Genomic DNA, 25660 nt, shown 5'->3' with positions numbered 1-25660 from the left:
CGCCCTCAGCGGGCCTGGCCGCCTCTCGCCCCGCTCCCCCACAGCGCCCGCGCGAACACGTTGCGCTTGCCCCTGCGCGGCGCCAGCTCCACATCGCTGACCAGCTTCGCGCCGCCCTCGCGGCGCTCCAGCGTGATCTTGCGGCTGTGGAAGGCTTCCAGCTCCGCGCGGTGGGCGACGCTGATGACGGTGACCTTCGGCAAAGCCTGGATCACCGTCTGCATCATCTTGTCCTGGCTCTTCTCGTCCAGCGCCGAGGTCGCCTCGTCCAGCACGACGATGTCTGGCTCGTGCAGCAGCAGGCGCGCGAAGGCGAGGCGCTGCTTTTCGCCGCCGGAGAGCGTCTGGTCCCACGGCGCCTCTTCCTCGATCCTGTCCCGCAGGTAGCCGAGGCCGACCTTGTCGAGGGCGGCGTCGATCTCGTCCACCGTCCAGTTGTCGGCGGCGGCCGGATAGGCGACCGCGCGCCGCAGCGTGCCGGTCGGGATGTAGGGGCGTTGCGGCAACATGAACAGCCGCTTGCCGGCATGGAAATTGACGCTGCCGCCGCCCCAGGGCCACAGGCCCGCGACGGCCCGCACCAGCGTCGACTTGCCGGTGCCGGATTCGCCGGCGACCAGCACCCGCTCGCCCGGGTTGATCTCGACCTTCGTCTCCTTGACCACGCCGGTGCCGTCGTTGAGGGTGACGGAGAGATCGTCCAGGCTGAGCATGGCGCCGTTTTGCGTCTCGCCGCGCCGGATGCGCCCAAAGGACTCGCTCTCTTCGGCGCGCTCCAGCCCGTCGAGCGACATCATCAGCGAAGCGACGCGGCGCGCCGAGGCGTTCCAATCGGCCAGGCGCGGATAATTGTCGACCAGCCAGCCGAACGCGCCTTGCACGATGGCAAAGGCGGAGGCCGCCTGCATGACCTGGCCGAGCGACATCGAGCCTTCGAGGAATTTCGGCGCGCAGAGCAGCACCGGCACCACCGGCGCGAACAGCATCGACCCTTGCGAGACAATCGCGGTGCGCATGTGCTGTCCGGTCAGCAGCGCCCATTGCCTCAGCACATGGCCGAAATTCCTGTCGATTCCGCTGCGCTCCTCCGCCTCGCCGCCGAGCAGCGCGATGCTCTCGCCGTTCTCGCGCACGCGCGTCAGCGTATAGCGGAATTCGGCTTCCGCCTGGTTCTTCCGCTCCGAAAGCTGCACGAAATGGCGGCCGATGACCACCATCGAGGTCGAGGTGATGGCGGCATAGATGACTGCGGTGACGACGAGGAAGCCGGGGATGGTGATGCTCTCGCGGCCGAGCGGCAAGGTGAGCGCGCCGCCGATGGTCCACAGCACGACGATAAAGGTCGAGGCCGCCAGAAAGGCGTTGAGGACGCCGGAGATGAAATCGACGGGGGACTCGGTGGCGATGCGCAGATCTTCGGTGAGACGGGCTTCGGGGTTCGAGTGGTCGCCGGCGACGAGGTTGAGCTGATAGTAGCGGCCGCTGGCCAGCCAGCGCGCGATGACAGATGTGGTGAGCCAGGAGCGCCAGCGGCGCTGGATCGTCATACGCAGGTAGACCTGAACGACGACGAGGCTGGCGCTTCCGGCAACCAGCGGCACGAAGACGGCGCTCAGCATATAGACGGTGTGCACATTGCGCTGCTCGATGGCGTCGAAGAAGGCGCGGTTCCAGACATTGATGCCATACTGGAAGCCGACATTGACGCAGATCAGCACCAGCAGCCCAATCGTAAACGGCCATGCGAGCTTGTCGCCATTCCGGCCCCAGTAGCCGCGCCCGCTGATCCAGAACCGCCTAAAGAGGTACTTCCTGCGCGCCTGCTCGGCCTCCTCGGGCGTCAGCTTCGGACCGGGCTCGACGGATTCCGGCGGCGGCGGCGCCGGCTCGCCGACGGCCTCCGGCGTGGCTTCGGCCGGCTCCTCTTGCTCGAGCGATTGCCTCGGGTGCGGCTTCTCTTCGCGGGGTCTTTCCGGGTGCAAGCTTTCCGGCGGCGACTTTTCCGGCCGCGTCTTGCCCGGGGGTGCTTTCGCTGCGCCCGTCTTTGCGAGGCGCGACTTCCCGGCACCGCGCGGCTGCGCGCCGTCGGCCGATCTTGGCTTGAGCTTTGCTTCAGACATCAGCCGACAACGGCTCAAAAATCAGAAGGTTTCACGATCTCGGCGAGAGATGTTGCCTGCCCGCTCGGGCCTCGACCTCACCTCACCCGGCAAAACCCCGCCGCGCGGCGGCCATGCCTTCCCACATCAGCTTGATCCCCAGCGCGCCGACCGCGGCGCCGGCGGCGCGGTCGATCCAGTGCTTGGTGCCGAGATAGGCCGCGCGCGGCCGGCTTGAGGAAAAGGCGAAGGCGACGACCGCGTACCAGACGAATTCGTTGAGGAAAAGCAGCGGCGGCAGGACCAAGAGCATCCAGAGCGGCGGCGAGGCCGGAAGCATGGCCGCGAACATCGAGGCGTAGAAGATCGCCGTCTTCGGATTGGCAAGCTGGACCAGAAGCGCGCGACACAGCGCCCGCCAGAACGAGCCGGCGCGCGCCGAGGCATCGTTCGCGATCTCGATCGGCTGATTGGCGCCGCGCCAGATCTTTATGCCGATCCACAGCAGATAGGCGCCGCCGGCGACGCGCAGGAAAATGTCCAGCCAGGCGACCTGGACGAGCAGCGCGGTCAGGCCCGCGACCGCGATGATGGCGAAGATGAAGCCGCCGATGCCCATGCCGATCGCCGCCGCCAGGCCATCCGTGCGCTCGCCGGCCACCGCGATGCGCGAGACGACGACGAAGCTCGGCCCCGGGCTCATCGCCCCCAGCAGGAAAACGCCAAGGATGGAAAGGATGGTTGCAATCTCGGACAAGGCTTCCTCCGCAGGTCGGCTGCAATTGCCTGCGCAGTACAATGCACGCGCCGCGCGCCTTGTCACCATCCTGGCGGGCGATCGGCGAGCGCGAGCATGCCCAGACGGCGTCTGGTCAGGCAGGAGCCGCGCCCTATGTCTTCCGCGGCCCGTCCAGCCATCGGGCAAAACACCGCCTTTTGCGGAACAAGCGGCAACTGCTTGGGTTGGCAGCCGTGTTCAGCAGTCGTACGGTATATGGCGGAAGTGCCTCTGCACACGGGGAGACTTCAGATGAAAGCTGCCGCAGAACGCGACCCTCGCAGGCGCGAGCTTTTGAAGGATCACGGCCCAGCCGGACTGGCCGCGAAGTCTGTTTCCGGCCGCGCCGCGGCCCAGCGGCGTCGACGACGCGCCGCCCACAGTCAAGACGTCCCGCCGATCCGCTCGCGCCAAGCATGATCCGTTCCAGTGCTTTCCTTCCCTAGACCAAGGCGAGGCCGCTCGCCGCTCTGGATGGGCTTGATCGCAACGCTCTCGGGCTGCGCGGGCGGGGTGCTCGACCCGCAGGGCCCGATCGGGGCGGGCAACCGCACGATCCTGCTCAACTCGCTGGCGGTCATGCTGGTCATCGTCATTCCGACGCTGGTGGCGCTACTTTTGTTTGCCTGGATGTTCCGTGCCTCCAACCGCAACGCGCGCTACGAGCCGGAATTCACCTATTCGGGGCGTATCGAGCTGATCGTCTGGTCGATCCCGACGCTCACCATCCTCTTCCTCGGCGGTCTGATCTATTACGGATCCTACCATCTCGACCCGCGCCGGCCGATCGCCTCCAGCCAGCCGCCGCTCGACATCCAGGTGGTGGCGCTCGACTGGAAATGGCTGTTCCTCTACCCCGACCAGGGCGTCGGAACGGTCAACCAGCTGGTCATCCCGGCCGGCGTTCCCGTACGTTTCAAGCTGACCTCGGCCAGCGTGATGAACACCTTCTTCGTGCCGCAGCTCGGCAGCATGATCTATGTCATGAACGGCATGCAGACCGAGCTCAACCTGCAGGCCGACCGCGAGGGCGACTATCTCGGCCTGTCGGCGCATTTCAGCGGCGATGGCTTTTCCGACATGAATTTCCGCGTGCGCGCCGTCCCGCCGGACGAATTTGCGCGCTGGGCCTCTTCGCTGCATGGCGCCGGCGGCGTGCTCAACGCCCGCGCCTATGGCGAGCTTGCCCGGCAGAGCATCAACGTGCCGCCGGCCTCGTTCGGCGTCGTGCAGGACGGCCTGTTCGACGCGATCGTGCGCCAGACGCTGCCGCCCGGTCCGGGTCCCGCCGAAACCGCCGCCGGCGAGCCGCAGGTAAGCCCCAAGGCCCAGCCCAAGGCCGGGACGCCGGCACCTGCCCAACAGCCGCAGCCGAAAGCGGGAGGATGACGATGCTCGGCAAGCTCGACTGGTCTGCCATTCCCTTCGATGAGCCCATCCCGCTGGGCGCCGCCCTCATCGTCTTCCTGGCGGCCGCCGCGGTGCTGATCTGGGTCACGGTGAAAGGATACTGGCCCTATCTCTGGGACGAATGGATAACTTCGGTCGACCACAAGCGCATCGGCGTCATGTATATCGTTCTGGCGGCGCTGATGCTGCTGCGCGGCTTCGTCGATGCGGTGATGATGCGCACGCAGCAGGTGCTCGCCATCCACGGGCCGGGCTACCTGCCGCCCGAGCATTACGACCAGGTCTTTTCGGCCCACGGCACGATCATGATCTTCTTCGCCGCGATGCCCTTCGTCATCGGGCTGATGAACTTCGTCGTGCCGCTGCAGCTCGGCATCCGCGACGTCGCCTTTCCGACGCTGAATTCGGTGAGTTTCTGGCTGACGGCGACCGGCGCGCTCCTGGTCAACATCTCGCTCGTCGTCGGCGAGTTCGCCCGCACCGGCTGGCTGCCCTATGCGCCGCTGTCGGAGACGACCTACTCGCCGGGCGTCGGCGTCGACTATTATCTCTGGTCGATCCAGATCTCCGGCGTCGGCACGCTGCTCACCGGCGTCAACCTGGCGACCACCATCCTCAAGATGCGCGCGCCGGGCATGGGCTATCTGCGCATGCCGATGTTCTGCTGGACATCGCTCGCCTCCAACCTGCTGATCGTCGCGGCCTTCCCGATCCTCACCGCCACGCTCGCCATGCTGACGCTCGACCGCTACCTCGGCTTCCATTTCTTCACCAACGAAGCCGGCGGCAACCAGATGATGTTCATGAACCTGATCTGGGCGTGGGGCCATCCGGAGGTCTACATCCTGGTGCTGCCCGCCTTCGGCATCTATTCCGAGATCTTCTCGACCTTCTCATCGAAGCCGCTGTTCGGCTACCGGTCGATGGTCGCGGCGACGCTGTTCATCTGCATCGTCTCCTTCATGGTCTGGCTGCACCACTTCTTCACCATGGGCGCCGGGGCCGACGTCAATGCCGCCTTCGGCATAGCCACCTCGGTCATCGCGGTCGGCACCGGGGTCAAGATCTACAACTGGCTCTTCACGATGTATGGCGGGCGCGTGCGCTTCGACACGCCGATGCTGTGGGCGCTGGGCTTCGTCACCACCTTCATCATCGGCGGCATGACCGGCGTGCTGCTCGCCGTTCCGCCGGCCGACTTCATGCTGCACAATTCGCTCTTCCTGGTGGCGCATTTCCACAATGTGATCATTTCGGGCGTGTTGTTCGCCGCCTTCGCCGGCTTCACCTACTGGTTCCCGAAAGCCTTCGGCTTCCGGCTGCATGAGGGCTGGGGCAAGGCCGCGTTCTGGTTCACCCTTGCCGGCTACGTGCTGGTCTTCGTGCCGCTCTATATCGTCGGCCTGCTCGGCATGACGCGCCGTCTCCAGCATATCGACATGGACCTGTGGACGCCGTGGCTGGTCGTGGCGGCCTTCGGCATAGTGGTGATGATCGTCGGCGCCGCCTGCCAGGTCGCGCAGCTCGTCGTCTCGATCAGGCATCGCGACGAATTGCGCGACGAAACGGGCGACCCTTGGGACGGCCGCTCGCTGGAATGGTCGACATCCTCCCCGCCGCCCTTCTTCAACTACGCGCGGCTGCCGCATGTCGAGAACGAGGAACCCTACTGGACCATCAAGCAGCGGGCGATGGAGGAGCAAAGGCCCGGCGAGGACGAAAGCTATGAGCCGATCGAAATGCCGCGCAACAGCCCGACCGGCTTCGTCACCGCCTTCTTCAGCACGCTGATCGGCTTCGCCCTGATCTGGCACATCTGGTGGCTGGCGATCGTAGGCTTCATCGGCGCCTATATCACTTTCGTCGTCTTCGCCTGGCGAGAGCACGGCGACTACGAAGTCTCCGCGGAGGAAGTCGAGCGCATAGACCGCGACGGCAGGGCCGCACAGCTTGCCTGGCTGCGCAGACGGGAGCGCGTGGCATGAGCGACATCACGGCCGGCAGCGCGGCGCGCGATCCCTACCGGGTTGGACGGTCAGGCGGGCATGGTCATGGGGGACACGGTCATGGGGGTCACGGCCATGCGGGACACGGCCATGGCCTGCTCTCGGCGACCGGCCACGGCCAGGGCGGCCCGGCCTCGAAGTTCGTCACCGTGGCCTACGGCTTCTGGATCTTCCTCCTGTCCGACATCATCATGTTCTCGGCTTTCTTCGCCGCTTATGCGGTCCTGTCGACGGCGACCGCCGGCGGGCCATCCGGTAAGGAGCTGTTCGAGCTGCCGCGCGTTGCGGCGCAAACGGGGCTGCTGCTCACATCGAGCTTCACCGGCGGGCTGGCGACGCTCGCGACCCAGCGCCGGTCGATGGCCGCCACCCAGTTCTGGCTTCTGGTCACCGGCCTGCTCGGCGCTGCCTTCCTGTTCCTCGAGGTGCAGGAATTCGCGGTGATGGCGAGCGAGCAGGCAGGCCCTTCGCGCAGCGCCTTCCTGTCAGCCTTCTTCGCCCTTGTCGGCTGCCACGGCACCCATGTCGGGCTCGGCCTGCTCTGGCTCGGTACCATGATGGCTCAGCTCTGGGTGAAGGGCTTCCGGCCGGAAATACTGCGCCGGCTCCACTGCCTCGGCCTGTTCTGGCACGCGCTCGACATTATCTGGGTCGCCATCTTCACCCTGGTCTATCTCTTGGGAGCGTCGCCATGAGCGACATCGACAGCCGGACCGACGAGGAACTCGACCGCCGCGATTCGGCGCCGGGCGAGGAGCGCATCACCGAGCATGAGCTGGCGGGAGGGCTGTCCGGCTACCTGCTCGGCTTCGGCCTGGCGATCCTGCTGACCATCGCCTCTTTCCTCGCGGCGCAGACCGGCCTGATCTACCAGCCGGCGGTGATCTCGGCCCTGGTGGTGCTGGCGATCGCGCAGATGGGCGTGCATCTGGTCTTCTTCCTGCACCTGACCACTGGGCCCGACAACACCAACAACGTGCTCGCGCTCGCCTTCGGCGTGCTGATCGTCGCGCTGGTCGTGATCGGCTCGGTATGGATCATGGCCCATCTCAACCTGAACATGCCTCCGATGAGCGCCCATCAGGCCAGGATGATGCCATAACGCGGCTCAACCCGCCGGCAGAGGCGTTCTCCGGTGTGGGTCGCCACCGTCACAGCCGGCCCGATCGACGTCATGACCCCATGCCAAAGCATGGGGTCACATCGATGTGAGAGGGTTTTATAGACTTCCCGCCGGTCAGTGAATGGCGATGCGTCGCGTCACCTGACCGTTGCTTTCCCAGTAGGTATGCTTCTTGGCAATGATGGGATCGTCCATTGCGGGTTGGACCTGCCCTCCGGTACTAACGGCGCGCGAGGTGACTGTGTGCTCCCCGGCGGAGGGCTTGGGCCAGTCGACGGACCATATCTTCCAAGCGAAGTCCGCCTTTTCGGTTTCATCGATGGTCGCCGGCATCCATGGGCCGTCATCGATCTTCACCTCGACCCGCTCGATCGGCGCGCCCCAGGCCGCCCCGACGATCCGGTAATCATTGCCGATATGAGTGACCCGGGCCGGCGCAGACTTCAGGCGCGCCCTCCCGACAGAGGTTTCCATCCATACCGTCTCTCCGTTGTGCTCCTCCTCGCGCAGCGTGACATAATCGCGTCCCATGAACTGGTTCACGAAGCGTTGTTCCCTGACTTCGATACGCTTGAGCCATTTCACGTTCGCGATCCCGTACCAGCCCGGCGCAATCAGCCGCAGCGGGAACCCGTTATCAGCAGGCAAGGCAGTGCCGTTCATCTCGTAGCAGAGGATATTTTTGGGGTCCAAGGCGTCGGCGAGCGACATGCTGCGCGCAAAGTTCTGCGTAAACTTGACGTCGTCGGCTCGCTTGATTTCACCTTTATCGGTGCCCCAGAAGACAATCTCGATACCACTGTCGAGGACGCCGACCTCCAAAAGAATCGGGGCGAGCGGCGTGCCCGCCCAGCGAGCATTGCCAATCCCGCCATTGAAGAACGGCAGGCCAGTATTGCCCGAACATTCGACCGTGAACGTGACTTCCTGGCGTGGTCGAGCCTTGATGTCGGCAAGCGTCAGGGCTGTCGGCTTTTTGACGGACCCGCCAATTTCGAGCTTCCACGTGCTTTCGTCGATGACCGGCCGGTCGAAATGCGCGATTGAGAAGAACTTGTCGTTGGGCGTCACCCAGGAATCGAGATCCTCCCACACCAACTGATTTTTGATGACTTGCGGAACCGGGTTTGGCGGCAGCTGATCGAGCCATTTGATGACTTCCTCGCCGGCCCGGGTTGGAAAAGCATAGGCAATCCGCGATTGAAAGGACGCCAGCGCCACGAGCGTTGCCCCTCCTCGAACCATGAATTCACGTCTGGGAAGGTAATGCATGATCACTTCTCCTCCAGTGAAAAGCTCAGTTCTCCTTCAGTGAGTAAATGCGAATAGCGACCGCGATCGCGCAAAGCAGAAGCCGGACGCGGCGGGCAATGATGAGAGCGCGTGGAACAACCCCCGAGTTGGAAGTGCGCCCTAGTTGAAGCGACGTCTCCCGCTCTCAATGCGCCGGCGTGTCAGGTCCGAGCCGGCGGTCTTCAACTATACGCCCTATCTGTCGTCGTGGCGAGGGCAAGGGCTCGCATCTTCGCATCAGGACTCGATACCTGCATCGTGCTCCAGCTTGAATGCCGCCGACGATTGATGCGTTGCATCTTGTGAACGGCATGGACCTGGTCAGCACCGATGTCAGCTCTGAGGCGTTGCCGATCCTGCCAAAGTCCGACCCGTGACGTCCCACCAGGTCTTGACGAAGATCGGCGGGCCTGTTTGAGACTCGGGGTCAAATGGGGACACGTGCTCCACGGGGAGACAAACAGGCGGTGGGCAGGCTGTGAGGCGCGTTTTTCGATTGCTTGCCGCGGCGATCCTGGCGGCCGGCGTGGCCGGGTGCACCAGCATTTCCTACTACGCGCAGTCGCTGGAGGGCCATGTTGAGATCATGGCGGCGCGCAAGAATGTCGGCAAGCTGATCCGCGACCCCGCAACGCCGGAGGCATTGCGCGTCAAGCTGACGTCGGCGAGCGCCATACGCCGCTTTGCCACGGATGAACTGGCGCTGCCCGAAAACAGCAGTTACAGCAGCTATGTCGACATCGGCCGGGACGCTGTGACCTTGGCGGTTTTTGCCGCGCCGCAATTCTCGCTCACGCCCGTAACATGGTGCTTTCCGGTCTTCGGCTGCGTTCCGTACCGGGGTTACTTTTCCCGGAAATCGGCGGCTGAGAGCGCTGCCGAACTGCAGCGACAAGGGCTGGACGTTTACGTCTCGGGAGTCACCGCATATTCGACGCTCGGATGGTTCAGCGATCCGCTGCTCAGCACCATGCTGCGTCAGGACGACACCTATCTCGCAAGCCTGGTCTTCCATGAGCTGGCGCATCAGAAAATCTATGTGAACGGCGACTCCGCGTTCAACGAGGCTTTCGCGGTTTCGGTCGAAACCACCGGCGTCAGGAAATGGCTCCGCGCCACCGGCAATCGCGCGGGATTGCGCCGCTACGAAGCCAATCGCAAGCGCAGCGCCGATTTTCTCGGCCTGATAGCGAAAACCCGGGACGAGTTGCGGCAAGTCTATGGAAGTCCGCGTAGCCCGCAGCAGATGGCCGCTGCCAAAGCAGCCGCGATCGACAGGCTGCGGATGCGCTACCGGCGCATGCGCGATACGCGCTGGGCCGGATACCGGGGCTATGACGCCTGGTTCGATAGCCCGATCAACAACGCAAAGCTCGCCGCGACTGCCGTCTATGGCGAACAGGTTCCGGCGTTTCTTCGCCTGTTCGACTTGTGCTCCGGCGACTATCCAAGGTTCTACGCCGCCGTTCGAAGGATCGGGAATTTGCCCAGACCTTCGCGCGCGCAGACGCTGAAGACCGTGGCGGCGTGCGATTGACGCGAACAGGCAGGGGCCGGCCGCGCGTACCCGACATGAGCGAAGCCAACTCGGGCAGCCCATCACACAGGGCGCGCCATATGCGATTGCCCTTAGGCAGCCGCGCGGTGCCGCGACGCCCAAAAAGGCCTCTTGCGGAGCCTCGTCGCAACAGCGGCGCCCGGTCGGCGCGCGGCCCCTAGCTCGAAAACGTCACGGTCACGCCGCGCTGGCGGAAATAGGCCTGCATCAGCTTGCGGCCCGCGCGGTTGTTGTACGCCAGCTTGGCCGGCTCGAACACCGCCTGTTTCAGCCCTTCCCGCGCCATCGCCGCCTTGAGCGTCGCGATATGCGCATCGATGTCGGCGTTGTCCGCGCGGATCGAGGCATAGATGCTTTCGGTCGCTTCGGCCACGGTCGGTTCGCTCACTTTATGTCGTCCTTCGGTTGATTGCGCGGCGGCTTAACCGGGCCTGAAAACAAAAACAAGGCTCCATGGGTCCTTGTCGCACTCACCTCTCAGGAGAACCCTGCCCTATTCTCCCCGCCAGCTGCTTGGCGTTTTCCGGCGTGATCGCCCACGCCGACGCGATCGCCCCCACGTAAAGGCGTCCAACGGCTAGGAAGTGAGCGCCAGCCACGCCGTGCCGAAGGCCAGCGTCAACAGCGTCAGCGGCAAACCAACCTTGAAGAAAGCTGCGAAGGACAGTTCCTTGCCCGCCGCCCTCGCCTGCTCAGCGACGATGAGGTTGGCGACCGAGCCGAGCAGCGTGAAATTGCCGGCGAGCGTCGAGCTCATCGCCACGACCAGCCACGCGCGATGGGGGTTTTCGAGGCCCGGGATGAACGGCCTCAGCGCCAGCACCGCCGGCACATTGCTCATGACGTTGGAAAGCGCCGCGGTGAAGCCGGAGAGCCGCCACACATCGTCGAGGCCCATATTCTTCGCCGCGGCGATCATGTCGGGGGTGAGCAGCGTGCGCTCGGCGCCCGCCACGACCACGAACAGTCCGGCGAACGTGAAGAGCAGCGGGCCGTCGATCTCGTGGTAGATGCGGTGCGGCTTGATCGCGCGGGTGACGAGCAGGAAAGCGCCGGCAATGAGCGCCGCCTTGGCGACGGGCACGCCAGCGAAGAAGGCGAACGCCAGCACCACGCAGACGATGGTCGCCTTCAGCACCTGTCCCGGCAGCATGCGGCCGCGATAGACCTCGGGGCTGAGCTCGGCGGGGCGAGAGAATTCGCCGCGGTAGACGATGCGGACAATGACGATGACGGCGACAAGGCCGAACAGCGCCACCGGCGCGAGCGCCGCCGTGAAGGCCGGATAGGAAATGCCCGAGAGCGCGCCGATGACCATGTTCTGCGGGTTGCCGGTGATGGTGGCGACGCTGCCGCAGTTGGAGGCCGTGCAGGTGGCGATCAGATAGGGAACCGGGTTGCGCCGGATAACGCGGGTGACGTGGACGACGATCGGCGCCATCACCAGGCAGATCGCGTCATTGACCAGAAAGGCCGAAAGCACTCCGGTCAGAAGCGTCACCATGACGAGCAGCATGAAGGGCGCGTGCGCATGCTCAATGGCGAAGCCGCCGAGCGCCCGGAACGCGCCCGACACTTTCAGATGCGCGACCACGATCATCATGCCGAGCAAAAGCGTGATCGTGTCGAAATTGATGGCGCGGTAGGCATCCTCCATGCCGATCGCGCCGATGGCGATCATGGCGGCGCCACCGAGCAGCGCGATGCCGGCGCGATCCAGCCTGAAGCCCGGAATACGGCCGACGGCAACGCCGGCATAGGTGGCTACCAGGATGAAAAGCGCTCCCGCGCCGGTCCATGTCATTGCAGGAAGATCCCGTTGCCTGCCCTCACCCGGCGGAATCTGCTCGGGGGCCCTTTGCCGGACGAGCTTTAGCAACGGCAGCGCAAAGGGAAAGGGTCGAGGGATGAAACTTTCGTCATCCGTCCGGGGCTTTTATATCTCGGATAGCTAATGTAATGTCTTGAGAAAAACAGGACCGACAATCCAGTCGTTGGGGACTAAATGGATGAACGCGGTCGTTGAAGCGGAGCATCGCGTCTCGCCAAACGAGAATCTGATGCCCTCGGCGGAATGCCGGCGCTGCCATGGCGCCAGGAAAGTTTTCATTTGCGCCCGCTGGGTCGCCTCCAACGGCCATTGCTGCCCGGAAGGAACGCACCGGCTGAGCTGTCCGGGACACAGTGTGGTCTGCCTGGAATGCGGCGGATCGGGAGGCCAGAATGCCTGACCGGGTTCTTACCGACGTGGCGCTGACCGTCGCTTCGCCGTCCGTCCGACCGCGACAAGGCCGGTTGCGCAGACATCGTCATCGGCGGCGTCTTGCTGTTCGAAAGCCTTGCGGTGTTCCGGCGGCGAGCCATATTCGTACCGCAAAAGCGATCACTGAAAGCTGGCGCCTCGATGAAAAGCCTGACGAACGCCCTTGTTGCCGGCACGATGTTATGGACCGTGGGCGCCGCCGATGCGCGGCCCGACACACGCGCCATGACCTGTGGCGAGACGCAGGCGCTGATCCAGCGCCGGCATGCCGCCGTGCTGACCACCGGGCCCAACACTTATGATCGTTTCGTGCGCCAATTCGGCAATGAGTGCGACTGGCCGGAAGTCCCGATGTCGGTCGCGGTTCCGACCCGTGACGGTCCATGCCGCGTCTACCGCTGCGAGGAACCGGTCTTCGACTTCCCCGGTTGAGCGACGCACCGACCGCGCTGTGGAACAGTTGAGGCGGCATGCGAATTGTAGCGGATGGTGACACCAATGTCCCGGCTGCAGGAGGAACGGCCATGCTCAACGACGTCATGCGTAGCGGCAGCTGCCTGTGCGGCGGTGTCCAGTTCCGGGTTACCGGGGAGCCGCTGAGGGTGGGACTTTGCCATTGCAAGGACTGCCGCAAGACCAGCGGATCGGCGTATCAGGCTTTTGCCATATGGCCGCGCCAGGCATTCGAAAGCGCGGGTATCACCAGCACCTATGGCGGACGAAGCTTCTGTCCAACCTGCGGCAGCCGCTTGCCGTCGGTTCGCGAGGACGAGGCCGAGGTGATGATCGGCAGCCTGGATGTCGTGCCGACCGAAGGGCTTGAGCCCAGCTACGAATTGTGGATCGGTCGGCGCGAGCAGTGGTTGCATCCTCTGCCCGAGGCAAGCCAATTCGAGCATGACCGGACCGTCGCTGAGTCGGCGGCCGATGATGCCGAGCCGGAGGCCGTGCGGGAGCCCTATCGCGAATCGGCCTAAATGCCGAATGCCAGTAAGGCTTAAGTCGCAGAGCAAAGACGCATCGGTCCAGCGAGCCGGCGCCTATGCCCCTCAACGACCGGACGCTGAGCGCGAGGGCCTTGTCTTCTTCTGGAAGTCGGGCATTTTCAACCAACGGTCGGTTTGCCGGCGCGGCAGCGGCCGCTAGCATCCCCGGCGCGGCGAAACCGTTTGGAGGCCGCTTCGGCCGGCGCGGCTCAGGCAACACCAGCATTGCCGCGCCGGCCTTACAAGATGGATAGTATGTCCAGCCAGGCGTTGCGTCCGGGCGAACACAGCTTTTGATGTTGTCTTAGATTCGAAAGCTTCGTTCGCGCGTGAAGCACCGGCTTCATTTGCGACACGGAAATGAAAATTGTTTCGGCCAGAGAAAATTTTTCACCATCCGTATTTCCTGGATGATGCCAACTACGCGGCGTAGCTATGCAAGCAAGCGGCAGGCCCAATTATTTTCCTGCCTTGTACAAAAACTCACCTTTGTTTCTTTTTGATTTTAAGACATAGTACTGGCGAATCCTGAAACCGAACGGGGCGGTTTTCATGACACTGGCGCCTCAACGCAGCCGCAACCTGCATATGCGGTATCCACCGATCGACGGGTTTTGGACCTGGGACATCAAGCGCGACCGCATCTATGGGGACGCGAATCTGTCCGCTTATTTCGACCTGACGCTCGAGGAGTTCTCGCACGGCGCGCCGCTGGAGCGGTGCATGCAAAGCATAGAGCGGGACGATCGGCCGCGGGTTCGGCTGGCGATCCGCAAGGCGATCGAGCGCAGGTCAGGTTTTCGCGAGGTCTACAAGGTCCGCTCGGAAAAGATGGGGCTGCGCAAGATCCTTGCCGTCGGCCAGTGCTATGTCGATGACATGGGCGAGGCAGCGCTCTATCCCGGCTGGTTCATCGACCTGACGCAGGATGCCGCGGGCGAGGATCACTCGCTGCGCGAAATCCATGAACATGTCGAGCAGGCCAGGGAAATCGCGCAGTCGATCGGGGACGACATGCTTTCTTACCTGCTGGACAACATCCAGGAAGAGATCCTGCAAAGGCTTGGCGAGAGATCGAGGAGGCGCAAATCGTCCTGAGGCGATCTTTATCAGTTTCTCGGCCGGGTTCCGGGCTAGCTTCTGGGCGGAAGCCTGCCGCGCCTGCTTATCTCGGCCGTCACCAAGCGCGCGAAATGCGAGTGGGGCGAGCGGCGCTCGATAAGCTTGGCTCGCTCGAGGGCGGCGTCGCCGTAGAATTCGATCAGCACGTTGGCGGCCTTGGCGGCATCGGCCTGCAGCCTGCCGAGATCGGCCTGTCCGCTCCCGCTCGCGGGCTCGCTCCTGGCAATCACGTCAAGCATGGCTTGCAGCTTGTCGGGAGTGCTGCCCTCGTCTTCATGCATATTCGCCATCCGATTGGGGGCGTAAAATATCGACATTTTCGCGCGATGTGCAACAGCTTCATTGATCGAGCGTAGGTGCAACCGGGCGCAGCCTGGCCGCGAGCCAGCCGACAACCTTCGTACAAGTATAGTGAGCCAAACTTCCACGCAGACATTGGGGGCACCGATGGACCAGCCGAGCAAAATGGAAAACCTGCAGTTTGCGCAGGGCATCTTGCGCGAGCTTCGCCAGAAGGCTGAGGCCGATGGCGAAAGGCTTCTGACCTATCTCATCGACATGGCTTACCTTGAAGCCAGCGACCGCATCCGAGCCCACTGGATCGGCAGCCACGAAAACGAGAACCGCCGGGCCAAGGGCTAAGGCCACAATTCCAGCCGGAGCATGCCGGCGAGGTGCGGGCTTGCGCCCGGAACGCAAAAAAGCCCGCCAGGCCTTGCGGCACGGCGGGCGTGATAGTGAATACGGCTGCTGCGCAGCCCTAATTTTATGATGCGGCGGCCTTTTCGCGGACGGGCAGCTTCCAGCCCGGCCGAACGAAATGGCAGGTATAGCCGTTGGGGTAGCGCTCCAGATAATCCTGATGTTCGGGCTCGGCCTCCCAGAAGGCACCGGCCGCAGCGAGCTCGGTGACGACCTTGCCTGGCCAGAGACCCGAGGCGTCGACATCGGCGATGGTGTCTTCGGCCACCCGCTTCTGCTCGTCGTTGGTATAGAAGATCGCCGAGCGGTAGCTCGTGCCGACATCGTTGCCCTGACGGTTCCTAGTCGTCGGATCGTGGATCTGGAAGAAGAACTCGAGCAGCGTGCGGAAACTGGTCTTGGTCGGATCGAAGACGATCTCGATCGCCTCGGCATGGGTGCCGTGATTGCGGTAGGTTGCGTTCGGCACGTCGCCGCCGCTGTAGCCGACACGGGTGGAGATCACGCCGGGCAAGCGGCGGATCAGATCCTGCATGCCCCAGAAGCAGCCGCCGGCAAGGACCGCGCGTTCGGAAGAAGCCATGTCAAACCTCCTTGGATTTCTCCATAAGTGGGGATTGTGGCCCGCTTCTTCCAGCGGCTCAAGCACCTGGAAAAGGCGCCTGAAAAAGGCGACGGGAAAGGCGCCTGGAAAAGGGCGACTGGCAGGGAAACTGACCGAACCACGGTGCCCCAGTCTGCGCCGATTGCTCGCCGGTCGAGCAAACCGGCGAGCCTCGGGCTGAGCGCCAGCTTCACTTGGGCCCTTTATCGCCCCTGCCGTTGTCGCCTCCGCCATTGTTGCCCCGGCCGGGATTGCCCCGGTCATGGCCATGGCTTTCACCACCGAGGCAATTCGCGTCGCCGACGCCGCAACAGCGGCCGGCCCAGAGCTTGTTGGTCGGCGTGTTGTCGCATTCGTAGATCTGCTGGCCGGCCATCGCGGATCCACCCAGGGTGGATACGGCCAGGGCGGCGAGAAGTGCATTGCGAAGGATTGCAGGCATCGAAAATCTCCATGGATACACGGGTGTTCATTTGCACCGATGCGTCGCATGGCCACGCGAATTGGTTCATCGCGATTGGCAGAATTCTTGCCGGCCGATGTCGCCAATGCTCGGTACCGATCGGCACGGCTCCCATTCCGCGCCGCTCATTCTTCTGGTGCGGGCCTGAAGCGCCGCACCAGCACCTCGAACACGATGTCCGAAATCCACATGGCCGAGACACCGATCAGGAAGGCGGCGGCTAGAGTGGTGGTGTCGTCGGCGGCGTCGGGCATCGGCAGGCCGCTGGCCTCGACCCAAGCGACCGTGGGGAGCGTCAGATAGGCGGCGGCCAAGGCGCCGCAGATCGGCGAGGCGATCATCTCGCGCAACTTGTAGCGATGGCGCGACAGTGCCCTGAGCACCCCGCCGGCGAGCCCGGCGGCCACCACTTGGCCCTTGACGCCGAGCAGATCGAAGATGTCGTGCATCAGGGCCTCCAGCCACAGAGTTTTTCGCCCTTGCGGTTGTGGGCGAGAAGCGTCCGCGCCTCCTCGTTCGACAGCGTCTCGACGGCCTTGCCGGAAAGACGCAACGGTGAGGCAACCGCGCAGAAACCGCCCTTGGCCGTGGTGCAGCCGCAGAGCGCTGCGACGACGGCGGCGGCGATCAGTCCCTTGCCCATGACTTCAGCTCCTTCTTGACCGCACCGGCGGGCTGCGCGCCGATTTCGTTATCGACCTGGGCAGTGATATCGCGGGCTGCCGCCTCGCCGGCCGCCTGCCGGTCGCGCTCGGCCCGCGCCCCGGCAAGCCTTTGGTGAAAGCCCCAACCAAGTGCGGCAATGAAGGACGCCAGAACGCCCAGAATCGCCGGATTGCCGAAGAGGAAGGACAAGAGCGTCGTCATGCCAGCCACCACACGACGAGCGCCGCGATCAGGAGCAGCGCGCCGGTGACCCAAGGCAAAGCCTGGCGAATGAGTTCGGTGAAGACCTCGACCATTTTGCTACCTCATTTTCGACCAGTGAAATTTGCGGGCGAGCGCGTACCAGGCCTCGGCGGCGAAGCTGAGCGCCAGCCCGAGGGCGGTTTCGAGCGCCATCTGGATGTCGGGATCGGCCGAGAGCGCCTCGGCGTCCCCGGCGCCCAGCAGGCCGCGCGCGACGAGCACGCCGGCTCCGTAGCGCAGCGCTATGCGGATGATGACCCCGATCATTGGCAGAACACTCCGAAGAGATTGCAGGGAAGATGCGCGGCCCAGGCGGCGGCTGAGCCGAGCGCCAGCGCGACGAAAGCGAGAACGCCGGCGGCCCTGCGAGGCGATGGCTGCGAAGCGGCCGGCGGGGCGTCGTCGCCGCCAGAGGCGTTGATGGCCGGCTGCGCGGCGTCAGCGACCGAAACCCGCGACGAGGATTGAAGCGGCGCCTCCGGCTGCGCCGAGATGAGCAGCGCCTCGGAGCGCACCGAGGCGACGCGCGCGCTCCAGCCCTTGCCGAAGGTCGGCCAGATCGGCAGCCGCTGGAGGAAGGCAAGCCGCGCATCGCAAAGCATGTCGATGACGACGCCGGCGGGTTTCGCCCGGGCCGCGGCGAGCGTCGCCGGCCCGATGCGGCCGTCTTGGGCGACGCCGAGCATTGCCTGGAGGTATTTCGCCGCCCTGCCCGGCCCGCTGTTCACGGCAAAGTCGAAGACGGCATAGTCGACGCCGTCGGGGAGCTCGGCGCCGGATACGGCGTCCCAGTAGAATCGCCGATAGACGGTGGCCACCTGGCCGTCCGTGATCTTCCTCAGATCGCCCTTGCTGGCGTCGGCCTTCACGTAGCGGCGGAAGTTCGCGAGTGTGACGCCCTTCATGGTGGCGCCGCCGGGATCAGCTTTTCTGTCCGACCAGCCGCCTTCGGATTTGAGCACGAGCGCAAGCGCCCGCGCGAAGTTGCGGTCCATGAGAGGCTCCTTGGCTTGCTGGTTGGTGGGAAAAGCTCGGCCGGCGACTTGCGTTCGCGCCGATTCAGTTCTTTAGAAAAACCTTAATTGCCGTGTGGCAATGTCAGGAGACGGCGGTTGGGCTCCGCCGGTTCGTGGGGTTGAGGCGTTCACGCCGAGGGGTTGGGCAAGATGGGTTTGATGTTACCCGAAATGGGCGAGTGCCAGGACTGCGGCGGCACCGGCACGATTTTCGAATGCCCAAGATGGCGCAGTTCCAACGGCCACTGCTGCCCGGCGGGAACGCATCAGCACAGATGTCCGGGGGTGAGTGTGCGCTGCGCGGAGTGCGAAGGGACGGGTGGGGTTCGGGTGGCTGAGGGGTGTGCGGTGGAGAGCTTGCGGTAAGCACAGCCTGCCAACGGGTTCTAGGAAACAGTGGCTCCTACGCTTGCCTCGCGTTCCTCGACCTGTGCAACCGAATGGGCGCGATGATCCTGCTCGTAACCGCTTTCGGGCGAAACGATCTGTCGGTCGACGCCCCTTTTTCTACAAAATGCTTCGCCCTTTCCTTTCCGTCCAAGCGGCAGGCTGGTATGGTTCCGGGTATTCCTTTGAGGTGCTGACGGATATCGGGAACGCCAGTTGGGCTGGGGTTTACCGATAAGAGTTGGCGCGGAAGATGTAGAGAGACACCATTCATGGAAAAGCGCCCGACCAAGGGAGAGAAGACTTGGATAGCCGCGCAAGAAAGGTTCGAGGCTGAGGAAGAAATTCCTTCGCCCCCGCCCTATCAGTGGGCGCAAGCGATGTTCGAGATCCGTCTCGTTCTCTGGCTTTGCTTTGCCATGCTTTGCATCATCGCGTGGCGAATCTGGTAACTCTAACGTAGGACAGCGGCAACCAAACCGTAGTTGATGCCAGTCACACTTCGCGTTGCCGTGACCATTCTGCCCACTTCCGCCGCATTAGCTTGATAGCTCCCACCCGACGCTGATCGGCCCGACGTTCCGACTGTAAAGTCATATTCTTCTGTGATGCCCGCCCAAGTATAGGTTGGAGCTGAATTGCCGCAGCGCGCGCAGGCGAACAAAAGACCGTGGTCGTCGACGTTGATGGTACCTGTGCCCGGATTGGCGCTACTAACCAGGGTTGCGGTCGGGACTAAGCTTCTGAGGTTAAGGCACCGGTAAGACGCGATCGACATCATCTGTGCACCCCAAGATGCGCCGCAGACGATGCTAACGGTTTGGTTGCCCGCCGCTATACTTGATGGCAGCTTGGCTGCGACGATGGCTGCGTAGGTCGACGCCACTATCGTATCCACGAGGATGGAAAAAGCGACGCCGGCAATAGTTCCGGAGATCGAGGTAATGGAGCCCGAGTTGCCTGATCCCAGCACCTCACAAACAACGCTGCGCTCAGTCGCCGCTCCCGTGTCGACAGTAAAGTTATAACTCGACAATGAAATATCGTTGTATGCCGTTGCGATGAACGACTTACTGGGCAGCAATAGGCCAGCCTTAGGTGGAGCAATACCGGGTAGCATCTACAAATCAAGCTCCAAGACGATCTTCAACTCACTGACGGATATTTGGTAGGTGGCAAGCATAGCCGTAACCCTGTCCTTGGCAGTCGGAGGAGCTGGCGGCCGAGGGATGTCCTCGACTTCGTAGACCTGCTGGATGACAGCACCAGTTTCAACATAGGAGGGTGAACCCACCGTCTGCTTGCCGTCTGGCGCATTGAACGGGACAGCGATTTTGCCGCCAACGGCCTCCACTTCTTCGAGGGCCCAGATGCCTTGATCATAGAAGCCGCGCAGGCTGTCGCCGTTCATCTGGATTTCGATGGGGTAAGGGTCGCACGGCGTTTCCACCTGCCGACCGTCGCCGTAAACAGCGGTGTAGGTGCCTATCATCTGTATAACGATCGAGGAGCCGTGCCACTCCTGCCAAACGTCATCGATCTTGCGAACAAGAATGGACATTTCCAACTCCTTTAGGTGCGGATGACGCCGGTGACGACGATCCGGCTGGTGGTGTCGACGAAGCCGACAAGGAAGACGGTTTCCGATGTGCCGATTGTGATAGGGAACCCTTCGACGCCGGTAGCAACCGCGAAGTTGGCGCTAAGGCCCAGGGTGCGGGCGGAAGTAACGGCCGTGGCCTTCAACACGAAGCCAAAGAGCGGATTCGCATTAGTTGGATTGCCAAGGGTGGCGTTCGTGGATAGCGCCACAGAAGCATTATTGCCCAGCGACATGTCCCACGTGACCGTCGCACTCGAGGTGAGCGCCTGGTAGGCCACGGTCGTCTTCAGAGCCGCCGCGGACAGGAGCTTGCCCGCAGTGCCGAGCTGAAATTCGCTATTCGAGGCTATTGCCGCGGAAGCAAGCATCGCATAAGTCAGCACGCCAGCCGGAACCATGCCGGTCGTGATCTGCCCGAACCCCACAGCGCTAGACACACGCCGCAGGACCGTATCGTCGGCAGCAGCCGCAATGTCTGCGCGCACGCCGCTCGAATTGGCAGACCGGCCGAAAACACTGACGGCTCCGCCATTGTCCAATTTGGCGGGCGAGAAACTGCCATCCGGGACCGTCACCGTCCCCGTGAATGTCGGGCTGGCCTTCGGCGCGAAGCTCGTGTCCACATAGGCGGTGGTGGCGAGCTTGGCGCTGTTGTCGCCGGCGGCCTGTGTCGGCGCCGTCGGCGTGCCGGTGAAAGCGGGGCTTGCTTTCGGCGCCAAACTCGCCACCGCCACCCCGCTGTCCTTGCCGGCCTTCCCCGTCGTGCCGGCGAAGGTCACGATGTTGTCGGTCACCGAACTCGCCGGCCCGGAAAAATCACCGCTGCCAAGGCCATCCGCGCCTTTGTCGCCGGCGTGGGTGAAGATCAGCCAGATGCCGTCGGCGGTCGTGGGCAAGGTGCCGGCGCCACTGACATAGGCGAGCGTCAGTTTGCGATAGCCGCCGCCGTCCACCACCGAGCCGGTGACGCTGTAGACATAAGCGATTGCCGCTGACGCCTTTGAGCGCAGCGTGAGCTGGCCCTTGATCGGGTTGGTGCTGTCGTCGAACGTATCCAGGATGCCGGTCACCGTGGCGCCGCTGGAATCGAGGTTGTCGATATAGGCGGCTGTGGCCGAGGCGGCGCTGGTATTGTTCAGCCGCAGCGTGCCGTTGCCGGGGTCGGCATCGGCGGTGCTGGGGGAAAAGGTGTAGCCAAGTGCCGCCACGGCGTTGGCCGCGGCGGCGGCGCTCGCCGCCGCGTTGGTGGCCGAGGTCGTCGCATTGGTCGCCGAGCTGGCAGCGGCACTTGCTGAGCCCGACGCGGCCGTTGCCGAGCCGGCGGCGGCACTTGCCGAGGTGCCGGCGCCGGTCGCCGAACCGGAAGCAGCGGACGCGGAGCCGGCCGCTGCCGTCGCCGAATTGCCGGCAGTGGTGGCGCTGGTCGCCGCACTGGTGGCGGAAGTGGACGCGGCGGTGGCCGAGCCGGAAGCGGCCGTGGCCGAGCCAGCCGCATTGGTGGCGCTGGTGGCGGCGGCATTCTTGGAAGTGAGTGCCGCGGCAGCGCTCGCCGCAGCAGCATTCGCGGCGTTGACGGCGTCGCCGAGAGTGTCCTGCGACAGATAGAAGCTCAGCGTGATCGGGTCGGCGCCGATCGCCGGATCCAGCGCCTCGAAGGCATAGACCCGATCGGCCGAGACCGTTCCCTCCTGCACATGCACGGTCGTGCCCTTCTGCATCGTGCGCGCCGTGCGAGCGTCGGCGGCGCGGAACCACCGGCCCTCGCTCGCCGTGTAGATGCCGTTCTCGGTCTGGTCGGCCTGATCCTTGACCAGCACGCGGTCGCCGACTTCGGCCGCCACGCCGTCGATGGTCTGCAGGCCGTAAAGGGTGATGTTTGCGATCGTCGCCAGGCGCACGGGTTCGCGTTCGCCGGTCAACAGGCGAACGGCGGCAGTTGCAGGTCGGGCCATAGGGCTTGCTCCATGAAAAAAGCCCCGCGAAAGCGAGGCTTGAAAAGATCGGGATTAGCGCGCGGCTAGATTTGTAGCCGCACCGGAATCAGCTCTTTGTCACCGCGATTTTCGCCAACAGCTTCATTGAGCCTGTCCGCGCTCGGTATCCGAGCCATCTGAATCCAAAATTGCGCCCGCTCCAGCCGCCCCGCCAGCGGTGCCAGCGCTCCTGAAAGCGCGAAATGGCGGCCTGGGTGTTGTGATTGTTCTGGCGCAGCCGCGAGCCGTACAACATCGCATTGAGGTCGACCTGCCCCTGCCGGCGTTGGCCGCCAGCACTTCGGTCGGAGAACCGGAACTACGGTGACAGTGCATTATTTCTATGCGACTAACCCGAAGGCACCTCAAATGGTTACGAATCGGCTTTGCGGCGCATCATTCTCTGCCTAGGTCAGTGTGCCCACTTCGATCGTCGAACGGTTTGAAGCTAGCCATAGGAAGCCCCAGTTCATCCAGAACGTCCAGGATACGCTCCGACATGACGAGTCGCAGATCCGAGGCAATACCGAAGTCGGAGTGGCCGGCCTCTCCCTCTATCTTTAGCCAGACAAGAGGCGGAATCTTAACGTCGGAATAAACGTCACGAAAATTGTCGGAAATTGTGATTTCGACGTCAGCAAATGTCGCACCGGAGAAACCGGCCTGCTGCAACGCGAATTTGGCCTCCTCCGTGATAAGAAAGCAAGGAAAGCTTGCTACGAGAACATCGCCGGGCCAGCCGTCGACTTGAAACACAAGCTTGTTGACGATCGGCGGATGCACACTTACGTCCATCACAGTACCCTCATCCAGTTCGCCCACAACAATCGGCTCTACGTAGAAGTATTTCATTAATCACCTATAGGAGGAATTACGGTGACACTGCACTATTTTCTATCGACTGACCGGAGACAGACCCAAATAGTGGCTAGTCAGTTTTGAGGCGGATCATATCCTCCGCCCAGCTGTGCTCTATTCGTCGAACGGTTTGAAGCTGGCCAAAGGAAGCCCCAGTTCATCCAGAACGTCCAGGATGCGCTCCGACATGACGAGGTGGAGATTCGAGGCGATGCCGAAGTCGTCACGACCTGCCTTTCCATCAACCTGCAGCCAGACAAGCGGCGGGAGCTTTACGCTGGAAAAGACGTCGCGAAAATTGTCGGAGATTGTGATTTCGACGTCTGCGAATCTAGCACCGGAGAAGCCGGCTTTTAGCAGGGCGCGCTTGGCCTCTTCTGTCACAAGAAAGCAAGGAAAGCTTTCTATGAGAACATCGCCCGGCCAGCCATCGATCTGGTAGACGAGCTTGCTGACGATCGGCGGATGCACGCTTCTGTCCATAACAGTTCCGCGATCCATTCCGCCAGCGCTAACGGGATCTGCGCAAAAAATATTCCATCATTCACCTATTGGTGGGTCGAAAAGATGCCCGTACTTTTTGTCGATTTCGGTGGCTTTATCAATTACCTGCTGACGAGTGGCGGTTGGATGAGATCGATAAAAATCCATCCACTCGCTTTTAATTACCTTCTGGTGCAAATTTGTAGGGAATTATCCCCTTGACGTCTATCTCAAGGGGATAATTCCCATGCCTTTCTCTGTCTGGGCCGCGCGGCGCGCTGGCTCTCTGGCATGTTCGGCAAGGCAGCGGCGAACAGCCTGTCGAACAGGCCAGTCTTCACTACTCGGCCATTGTGCGGATCGACCTGGCCATACATGGCCTCATGCAGGCCCGCTGCCATCGGCCGGCGCGTTCGCCGTCGCCTCGTCTTCGGCCTGCGCGATCTCGCCGTCGAACCAGCGGCGCGCCAGTTCGGCATCGAACGCCTCCTGCTGTTCCTTCATCTGCTGGTAGCGCTCGGCGACGGCGGAGAGGTGATCGTCCAACCCTTGCATGGCGCCGCCGATCGGCGAGCCCTGGGGATATTGCACCGCATTGCCGGTCGAGCCGGCGCTGGGCGACGGAAAGAGGAATGATGTGTACCATTCAGGTGTTCCCTGCCCAACTTGCTCTGGAAAAGGGGGAGGCGCCGACGATCACGGCGTTGCCCGACTGCAGGCTGCCGGAACTCGGACTCTTGGTCGGGTCGTAGATTTTGGAGAGGCCGCCGATGAGGCTGCTGCCAGCGTTGAAGATCGAGGCGGTCATCGCCTGCTTGCCTTGGAAGCGCGAGACGGCGGCCTGGGTGTTGAGATTGTTCTGGCGCAGCCGCGAGCCGTACAACATCGCATCGAGGTCGACCTGCCCCTGCCGGGCGTTCGCCGCCAGCACTTCGGTCGGCGAGCCGGCAATGCCGACGCCCGAGGCACCGGCCTGGGCACGCGCCTGGGCTTCGAGCAGGTCCTGCTTGTGGCGCTCCTGGCTCCGCTCGAAGGCGGCGCTTTGCGCGTCGGCCTGCGCCTGCTGCTCATAGGCCTTGGCCTGGTAGTTGGCCAATTGCTGCTGCTGGGCGCCCTGCATCAGGGCGCCGCCGACCGAAATGGCCGTGCCGAGTAGGGCTAATGTGCACATGGTTCAGCCTCGCTTGGGTTTCTTGGTTGCGCCAGCGACGGGCGCGCGCAGCGCCGGGCGCGGGTCGAGCGCGCCGCCGGAGCTGATCAGCGAAAGAAGCAGCCGGTCGGCCGCCAGGCCGGCGCGGCTGAGGCGCGCTGGCGCGGCCGCGCGGGGACCGGCCATGGCGGCGCGGCGGGCGGCGGCCAGGCTCACCTTCCGGCTCGGCAGGCCGGCGGCGTCGAACAGGCCGTTGGCGGTGGCAATCGCCCGCGACAGCGCGTCGGCCTCGAACAGCTCCTCGCGCAGTTCCTCGACCAGCCGGCGGGCGGCGCGCCAGCGCGCGCCGAGCAGCGCCGCCTTGCCTTCGATCTCCTCGCTGAGCGCCTCGATGTCCGCGCGGGCCTCGGCTTGGGCCGCAGTGGCCTGGCGGCCGCTGGCGGCGGCGATGGTCTTTTCGAGCACAGCGATCGTATCGTTGCAGTCGTCGAGCGCGGCGCGCGCGGCGGCGAGATCGCCGCCGCCGAAAATGGCGCGGTCTTCCGCCTGCTTCAGGTCTTGGCGGCTGGCGACGGCTTCGCTGAGATCGGTGTCGAGCAGAGCGATGACGGCGGCGAGATCCGCAGCCGTCCGCGCCCTGCCGAGAGCTTCGGCATGGGGTGTCATGTGTGGGTTCCTTGGTGGACGGAGAGGCCGGCGGGACAGCACCCCCTCTGTCCTGCCGGACATCTCCCCCGCAAGGGGGGAGATTGGCAGTTCGGGCGATGTACTGTCACTTGCAAGGTCGGCAATTGGCGAAAGCAAAGACGCCAGCTGATCTCCCCCCTTGCGGGCCCTTGCGGGGGAGATGGCCGGCAGGCCAGAGGGGGGGGTG

31 protein-coding genes are annotated in these 25660 nt (G+C 63.7%); 10 read left to right on the top strand and 21 right to left on the bottom strand.

Annotated features, from left to right (window positions below):
- Positions 1-5: 5 nt before the first annotated feature.
- The gene (locus A9K71_RS15400) at positions 6-2120 is read right to left on the bottom strand and encodes an ABC transporter ATP-binding protein/permease (protein ID WP_082980539.1); all 2115 of its coding nucleotides are present in this window, start codon (positions 2118-2120) and stop codon (positions 6-8) included.
- 82 nt (positions 2121-2202) lie between these two features.
- Entirely contained in the window at positions 2203-2802 is a 600-nt protein-coding gene (locus tag A9K71_RS15395; protein ID WP_245299638.1) for a LysE family transporter, read from the bottom strand.
- A 549-nt stretch (positions 2803-3351) separates the two neighbouring features.
- Between A9K71_RS15395 and cyoA the strand changes: the two genes are divergently transcribed.
- Genes cyoA through cyoD form a run of 4 tightly spaced genes read left to right on the top strand, consistent with a single transcriptional unit; the run spans position 3352 to position 7395 of the window.
- On the top strand, positions 3352-4266 hold the full coding sequence (cyoA, locus tag A9K71_RS15390; RefSeq protein ID WP_066997088.1) for a ubiquinol oxidase subunit II: 915 nt from the start codon (positions 3352-3354) through the stop codon (positions 4264-4266).
- Positions 4267-4268: 2 nt separating this feature from the next.
- Complete coding sequence (cyoB, locus tag A9K71_RS15385; RefSeq protein ID WP_066997176.1) at positions 4269-6272, top strand: cytochrome o ubiquinol oxidase subunit I; 2004 nt, start codon at positions 4269-4271, stop codon at positions 6270-6272.
- Complete coding sequence (locus A9K71_RS15380; protein WP_066997084.1) at positions 6269-6988, top strand: cytochrome (ubi)quinol oxidase subunit III; 720 nt, start codon at positions 6269-6271, stop codon at positions 6986-6988. The genes cyoB and A9K71_RS15380 overlap by 4 nt, the downstream gene beginning before the upstream one ends.
- Positions 6985-7395, top strand: a complete 411-nt coding sequence (gene cyoD, locus A9K71_RS15375) for a cytochrome o ubiquinol oxidase subunit IV (RefSeq protein ID WP_066997081.1) — start codon at positions 6985-6987, stop codon at positions 7393-7395. The genes A9K71_RS15380 and cyoD overlap by 4 nt, the downstream gene beginning before the upstream one ends.
- 135 nt (positions 7396-7530) lie before the next feature.
- Here the strand turns inward: cyoD and A9K71_RS15370 are convergent, their stop codons facing one another.
- Positions 7531-8688: a sulfite oxidase gene (locus A9K71_RS15370; RefSeq protein ID WP_066997173.1), complete on the bottom strand. Its 1158-nt coding sequence runs from the start codon at positions 8686-8688 to the stop codon at positions 7531-7533.
- Positions 8689-9187: 499 nt separating this feature from the next.
- Between A9K71_RS15370 and A9K71_RS15365 the strand changes: the two genes are divergently transcribed.
- Positions 9188-10246 carry an aminopeptidase gene (locus A9K71_RS15365; RefSeq protein WP_066997077.1) on the top strand — a complete coding sequence of 353 codons (1059 nt, stop codon included), beginning with the start codon at positions 9188-9190 and terminating at the stop codon, positions 10244-10246.
- 178 nt (positions 10247-10424) lie between these two features.
- Here the strand turns inward: A9K71_RS15365 and A9K71_RS15360 are convergent, their stop codons facing one another.
- Positions 10425-10655 carry a hypothetical protein gene (locus A9K71_RS15360; protein WP_066997074.1) on the bottom strand — a complete coding sequence of 77 codons (231 nt, stop codon included), beginning with the start codon at positions 10653-10655 and terminating at the stop codon, positions 10425-10427.
- A 189-nt stretch (positions 10656-10844) separates the two neighbouring features.
- Complete coding sequence (locus A9K71_RS15355) at positions 10845-12071, bottom strand: anion transporter (protein ID WP_066997070.1); 1227 nt, start codon at positions 12069-12071, stop codon at positions 10845-10847.
- 600 nt (positions 12072-12671) lie between these two features.
- On the opposite strand from A9K71_RS15355, the gene A9K71_RS15350 reads away from it, so the two are divergent.
- The 3 genes from A9K71_RS15350 (at position 12672) to A9K71_RS15340 (ending at position 14614) form a co-directional block, all read left to right on the top strand.
- On the top strand, positions 12672-12962 hold the full coding sequence (locus A9K71_RS15350) for a hypothetical protein (protein ID WP_066997170.1): 291 nt from the start codon (positions 12672-12674) through the stop codon (positions 12960-12962).
- A 92-nt stretch (positions 12963-13054) separates the two neighbouring features.
- A complete protein-coding gene (locus A9K71_RS15345; RefSeq protein ID WP_066997067.1) occupies positions 13055-13507 on the top strand; it encodes a GFA family protein in 453 nt (150 codons plus the stop codon).
- Positions 13508-14068: 561 nt separating this feature from the next.
- Positions 14069-14614: a hypothetical protein gene (locus A9K71_RS15340; RefSeq protein ID WP_066997064.1), complete on the top strand. Its 546-nt coding sequence runs from the start codon at positions 14069-14071 to the stop codon at positions 14612-14614.
- A 35-nt stretch (positions 14615-14649) separates the two neighbouring features.
- Here the strand turns inward: A9K71_RS15340 and A9K71_RS15335 are convergent, their stop codons facing one another.
- Positions 14650-14919: a hypothetical protein gene (locus tag A9K71_RS15335; protein ID WP_095778311.1), complete on the bottom strand. Its 270-nt coding sequence runs from the start codon at positions 14917-14919 to the stop codon at positions 14650-14652.
- Between the two features lie 166 nt (positions 14920-15085).
- On the opposite strand from A9K71_RS15335, the gene A9K71_RS15330 reads away from it, so the two are divergent.
- Positions 15086-15280 (top strand): hypothetical protein, encoded by a 195-nt coding sequence (locus A9K71_RS15330; protein WP_066997056.1) that lies wholly within the window; start codon positions 15086-15088, stop codon positions 15278-15280.
- 124 nt (positions 15281-15404) lie between these two features.
- Here A9K71_RS15330 and msrA read toward each other — a convergent pair whose 3' ends face one another.
- From msrA to A9K71_RS15295, 7 genes are all read right to left on the bottom strand, one after another.
- Positions 15405-15923: a peptide-methionine (S)-S-oxide reductase MsrA gene (msrA, locus tag A9K71_RS15325; RefSeq protein WP_066997053.1), complete on the bottom strand. Its 519-nt coding sequence runs from the start codon at positions 15921-15923 to the stop codon at positions 15405-15407.
- 211 nt (positions 15924-16134) lie between these two features.
- Positions 16135-16386, bottom strand: a complete 252-nt coding sequence (locus A9K71_RS15320; RefSeq protein ID WP_066997050.1) for a hypothetical protein — start codon at positions 16384-16386, stop codon at positions 16135-16137.
- A 146-nt stretch (positions 16387-16532) separates the two neighbouring features.
- Positions 16533-16856: a hypothetical protein gene (locus A9K71_RS15315; RefSeq protein ID WP_066997047.1), complete on the bottom strand. Its 324-nt coding sequence runs from the start codon at positions 16854-16856 to the stop codon at positions 16533-16535.
- Positions 16856-17050, bottom strand: coding sequence for a hypothetical protein (locus A9K71_RS15310; RefSeq protein WP_066997044.1), 195 nt, complete (start codon positions 17048-17050; stop codon positions 16856-16858). The genes A9K71_RS15315 and A9K71_RS15310 overlap by 1 nt, the downstream gene beginning before the upstream one ends.
- On the bottom strand, positions 17035-17274 hold the full coding sequence (locus tag A9K71_RS15305) for an ABC transporter permease (RefSeq protein ID WP_066997042.1): 240 nt from the start codon (positions 17272-17274) through the stop codon (positions 17035-17037). Before A9K71_RS15305 ends, A9K71_RS15310 begins: the two co-directional genes overlap by 16 nt.
- A gap of 99 nt (positions 17275-17373) precedes the next feature.
- Positions 17374-17583, bottom strand: a complete 210-nt coding sequence (locus tag A9K71_RS15300) for a hypothetical protein (protein ID WP_066997039.1) — start codon at positions 17581-17583, stop codon at positions 17374-17376.
- Positions 17580-18311 carry a glycosyl hydrolase 108 family protein gene (locus A9K71_RS15295; RefSeq protein ID WP_082980536.1) on the bottom strand — a complete coding sequence of 244 codons (732 nt, stop codon included), beginning with the start codon at positions 18309-18311 and terminating at the stop codon, positions 17580-17582. Before A9K71_RS15295 ends, A9K71_RS15300 begins: the two co-directional genes overlap by 4 nt.
- Positions 18312-18991: 680 nt before the next feature.
- Here A9K71_RS15295 and A9K71_RS15290 point away from each other — a divergent pair.
- Complete coding sequence (locus tag A9K71_RS15290) at positions 18992-19171, top strand: hypothetical protein (RefSeq protein WP_066997036.1); 180 nt, start codon at positions 18992-18994, stop codon at positions 19169-19171.
- A gap of 2 nt (positions 19172-19173) precedes the next feature.
- Here A9K71_RS15290 and A9K71_RS15285 read toward each other — a convergent pair whose 3' ends face one another.
- The 8 genes from A9K71_RS15285 to A9K71_RS15250 form a co-directional block, all read right to left on the bottom strand.
- On the bottom strand, positions 19174-19803 hold the full coding sequence (locus A9K71_RS15285) for a hypothetical protein (protein ID WP_128373185.1): 630 nt from the start codon (positions 19801-19803) through the stop codon (positions 19174-19176).
- Between the two features lie 36 nt (positions 19804-19839).
- Positions 19840-20280, bottom strand: coding sequence for a hypothetical protein (locus A9K71_RS15280; RefSeq protein WP_128373186.1), 441 nt, complete (start codon positions 20278-20280; stop codon positions 19840-19842).
- An 11-nt stretch (positions 20281-20291) separates the two neighbouring features.
- Positions 20292-22274, bottom strand: coding sequence for a hypothetical protein (locus tag A9K71_RS15275; protein WP_066997027.1), 1983 nt, complete (start codon positions 22272-22274; stop codon positions 20292-20294).
- A gap of 417 nt (positions 22275-22691) precedes the next feature.
- Positions 22692-23147, bottom strand: coding sequence for a hypothetical protein (locus A9K71_RS15270; RefSeq protein WP_066997024.1), 456 nt, complete (start codon positions 23145-23147; stop codon positions 22692-22694).
- Between the two features lie 120 nt (positions 23148-23267).
- Positions 23268-23636 carry a hypothetical protein gene (locus tag A9K71_RS15265; RefSeq protein ID WP_245299635.1) on the bottom strand — a complete coding sequence of 123 codons (369 nt, stop codon included), beginning with the start codon at positions 23634-23636 and terminating at the stop codon, positions 23268-23270.
- A 381-nt stretch (positions 23637-24017) separates the two neighbouring features.
- Positions 24018-24227, bottom strand: coding sequence for a hypothetical protein (locus tag A9K71_RS32070; RefSeq protein WP_066997018.1), 210 nt, complete (start codon positions 24225-24227; stop codon positions 24018-24020).
- A gap of 55 nt (positions 24228-24282) precedes the next feature.
- The gene (locus A9K71_RS15255; RefSeq protein ID WP_066997015.1) at positions 24283-24807 is read right to left on the bottom strand and encodes a hypothetical protein; all 525 of its coding nucleotides are present in this window, start codon (positions 24805-24807) and stop codon (positions 24283-24285) included.
- A 3-nt stretch (positions 24808-24810) separates the two neighbouring features.
- The gene (locus A9K71_RS15250; RefSeq protein ID WP_066997012.1) at positions 24811-25452 is read right to left on the bottom strand and encodes a hypothetical protein; all 642 of its coding nucleotides are present in this window, start codon (positions 25450-25452) and stop codon (positions 24811-24813) included.
- Positions 25453-25660 lie beyond the last annotated feature (208 nt).

The sequence above is a fragment of the Mesorhizobium sp. WSM3873 genome, assembly GCF_001672445.1.
In the GTDB taxonomy this organism is placed as follows: domain Bacteria; phylum Pseudomonadota; class Alphaproteobacteria; order Rhizobiales; family Rhizobiaceae; genus Mesorhizobium.
This window is presented reverse-complemented; position numbering and strand designations above follow the sequence as displayed.

Bases quoted from the DNA above. Each gene is read 5' to 3' on its own strand.
- A9K71_RS15355 (WP_066997070.1), bottom strand. From the start codon at position 12,071: ATGACATGGACCGGCGCGGGAGCGCTTTTCATCCTGGTAGCCACCTAT.
- A9K71_RS15250 (WP_066997012.1), bottom strand. From the start codon at position 25,452: ATGACACCCCATGCCGAAGCTCTCGGCAGGGCGCGGACGGCTGCGGAT.
- A9K71_RS15270 (WP_066997024.1), bottom strand. From the start codon at position 23,147: ATGAAATACTTCTACGTAGAGCCGATTGTTGTGGGCGAACTGGATGAG.
- A9K71_RS15380 (WP_066997084.1), top strand. From the start codon at position 6,269: ATGAGCGACATCACGGCCGGCAGCGCGGCGCGCGATCCCTACCGGGTT.
- cyoA (WP_066997088.1), top strand. From the start codon at position 3,352: ATGGGCTTGATCGCAACGCTCTCGGGCTGCGCGGGCGGGGTGCTCGAC.
- A9K71_RS15275 (WP_066997027.1), bottom strand. From the start codon at position 22,274: ATGGCCCGACCTGCAACTGCCGCCGTTCGCCTGTTGACCGGCGAACGC.
- A9K71_RS15265 (WP_245299635.1), bottom strand. From the start codon at position 23,636: ATGGACAGAAGCGTGCATCCGCCGATCGTCAGCAAGCTCGTCTACCAG.
- cyoD (WP_066997081.1), top strand. From the start codon at position 6,985: ATGAGCGACATCGACAGCCGGACCGACGAGGAACTCGACCGCCGCGAT.
- A9K71_RS15300 (WP_066997039.1), bottom strand. From the start codon at position 17,583: ATGATCGGGGTCATCATCCGCATAGCGCTGCGCTACGGAGCCGGCGTG.
- A9K71_RS15330 (WP_066997056.1), top strand. From the start codon at position 15,086: ATGGACCAGCCGAGCAAAATGGAAAACCTGCAGTTTGCGCAGGGCATC.
- msrA (WP_066997053.1), bottom strand. From the start codon at position 15,923: ATGGCTTCTTCCGAACGCGCGGTCCTTGCCGGCGGCTGCTTCTGGGGC.
- A9K71_RS15320 (WP_066997050.1), bottom strand. From the start codon at position 16,386: ATGCCTGCAATCCTTCGCAATGCACTTCTCGCCGCCCTGGCCGTATCC.
- A9K71_RS15305 (WP_066997042.1), bottom strand. From the start codon at position 17,274: ATGACGACGCTCTTGTCCTTCCTCTTCGGCAATCCGGCGATTCTGGGC.
- A9K71_RS15345 (WP_066997067.1), top strand. From the start codon at position 13,055: ATGCTCAACGACGTCATGCGTAGCGGCAGCTGCCTGTGCGGCGGTGTC.
- A9K71_RS15400 (WP_082980539.1), bottom strand. From the start codon at position 2,120: ATGTCTGAAGCAAAGCTCAAGCCAAGATCGGCCGACGGCGCGCAGCCG.
- A9K71_RS15350 (WP_066997170.1), top strand. From the start codon at position 12,672: ATGAAAAGCCTGACGAACGCCCTTGTTGCCGGCACGATGTTATGGACC.
- A9K71_RS15335 (WP_095778311.1), bottom strand. From the start codon at position 14,919: ATGCATGAAGACGAGGGCAGCACTCCCGACAAGCTGCAAGCCATGCTT.
- A9K71_RS15280 (WP_128373186.1), bottom strand. From the start codon at position 20,280: ATGTCCATTCTTGTTCGCAAGATCGATGACGTTTGGCAGGAGTGGCAC.
- A9K71_RS15340 (WP_066997064.1), top strand. From the start codon at position 14,069: ATGACACTGGCGCCTCAACGCAGCCGCAACCTGCATATGCGGTATCCA.
- A9K71_RS15310 (WP_066997044.1), bottom strand. From the start codon at position 17,050: ATGGGCAAGGGACTGATCGCCGCCGCCGTCGTCGCAGCGCTCTGCGGC.
- A9K71_RS15255 (WP_066997015.1), bottom strand. From the start codon at position 24,807: ATGTGCACATTAGCCCTACTCGGCACGGCCATTTCGGTCGGCGGCGCC.
- A9K71_RS15370 (WP_066997173.1), bottom strand. From the start codon at position 8,688: ATGCATTACCTTCCCAGACGTGAATTCATGGTTCGAGGAGGGGCAACG.
- cyoB (WP_066997176.1), top strand. From the start codon at position 4,269: ATGCTCGGCAAGCTCGACTGGTCTGCCATTCCCTTCGATGAGCCCATC.
- A9K71_RS15290 (WP_066997036.1), top strand. From the start codon at position 18,992: ATGGAAAAGCGCCCGACCAAGGGAGAGAAGACTTGGATAGCCGCGCAA.
- A9K71_RS15295 (WP_082980536.1), bottom strand. From the start codon at position 18,311: ATGGACCGCAACTTCGCGCGGGCGCTTGCGCTCGTGCTCAAATCCGAA.
- A9K71_RS15395 (WP_245299638.1), bottom strand. From the start codon at position 2,802: ATGAGCCCGGGGCCGAGCTTCGTCGTCGTCTCGCGCATCGCGGTGGCC.
- A9K71_RS15315 (WP_066997047.1), bottom strand. From the start codon at position 16,856: ATGCACGACATCTTCGATCTGCTCGGCGTCAAGGGCCAAGTGGTGGCC.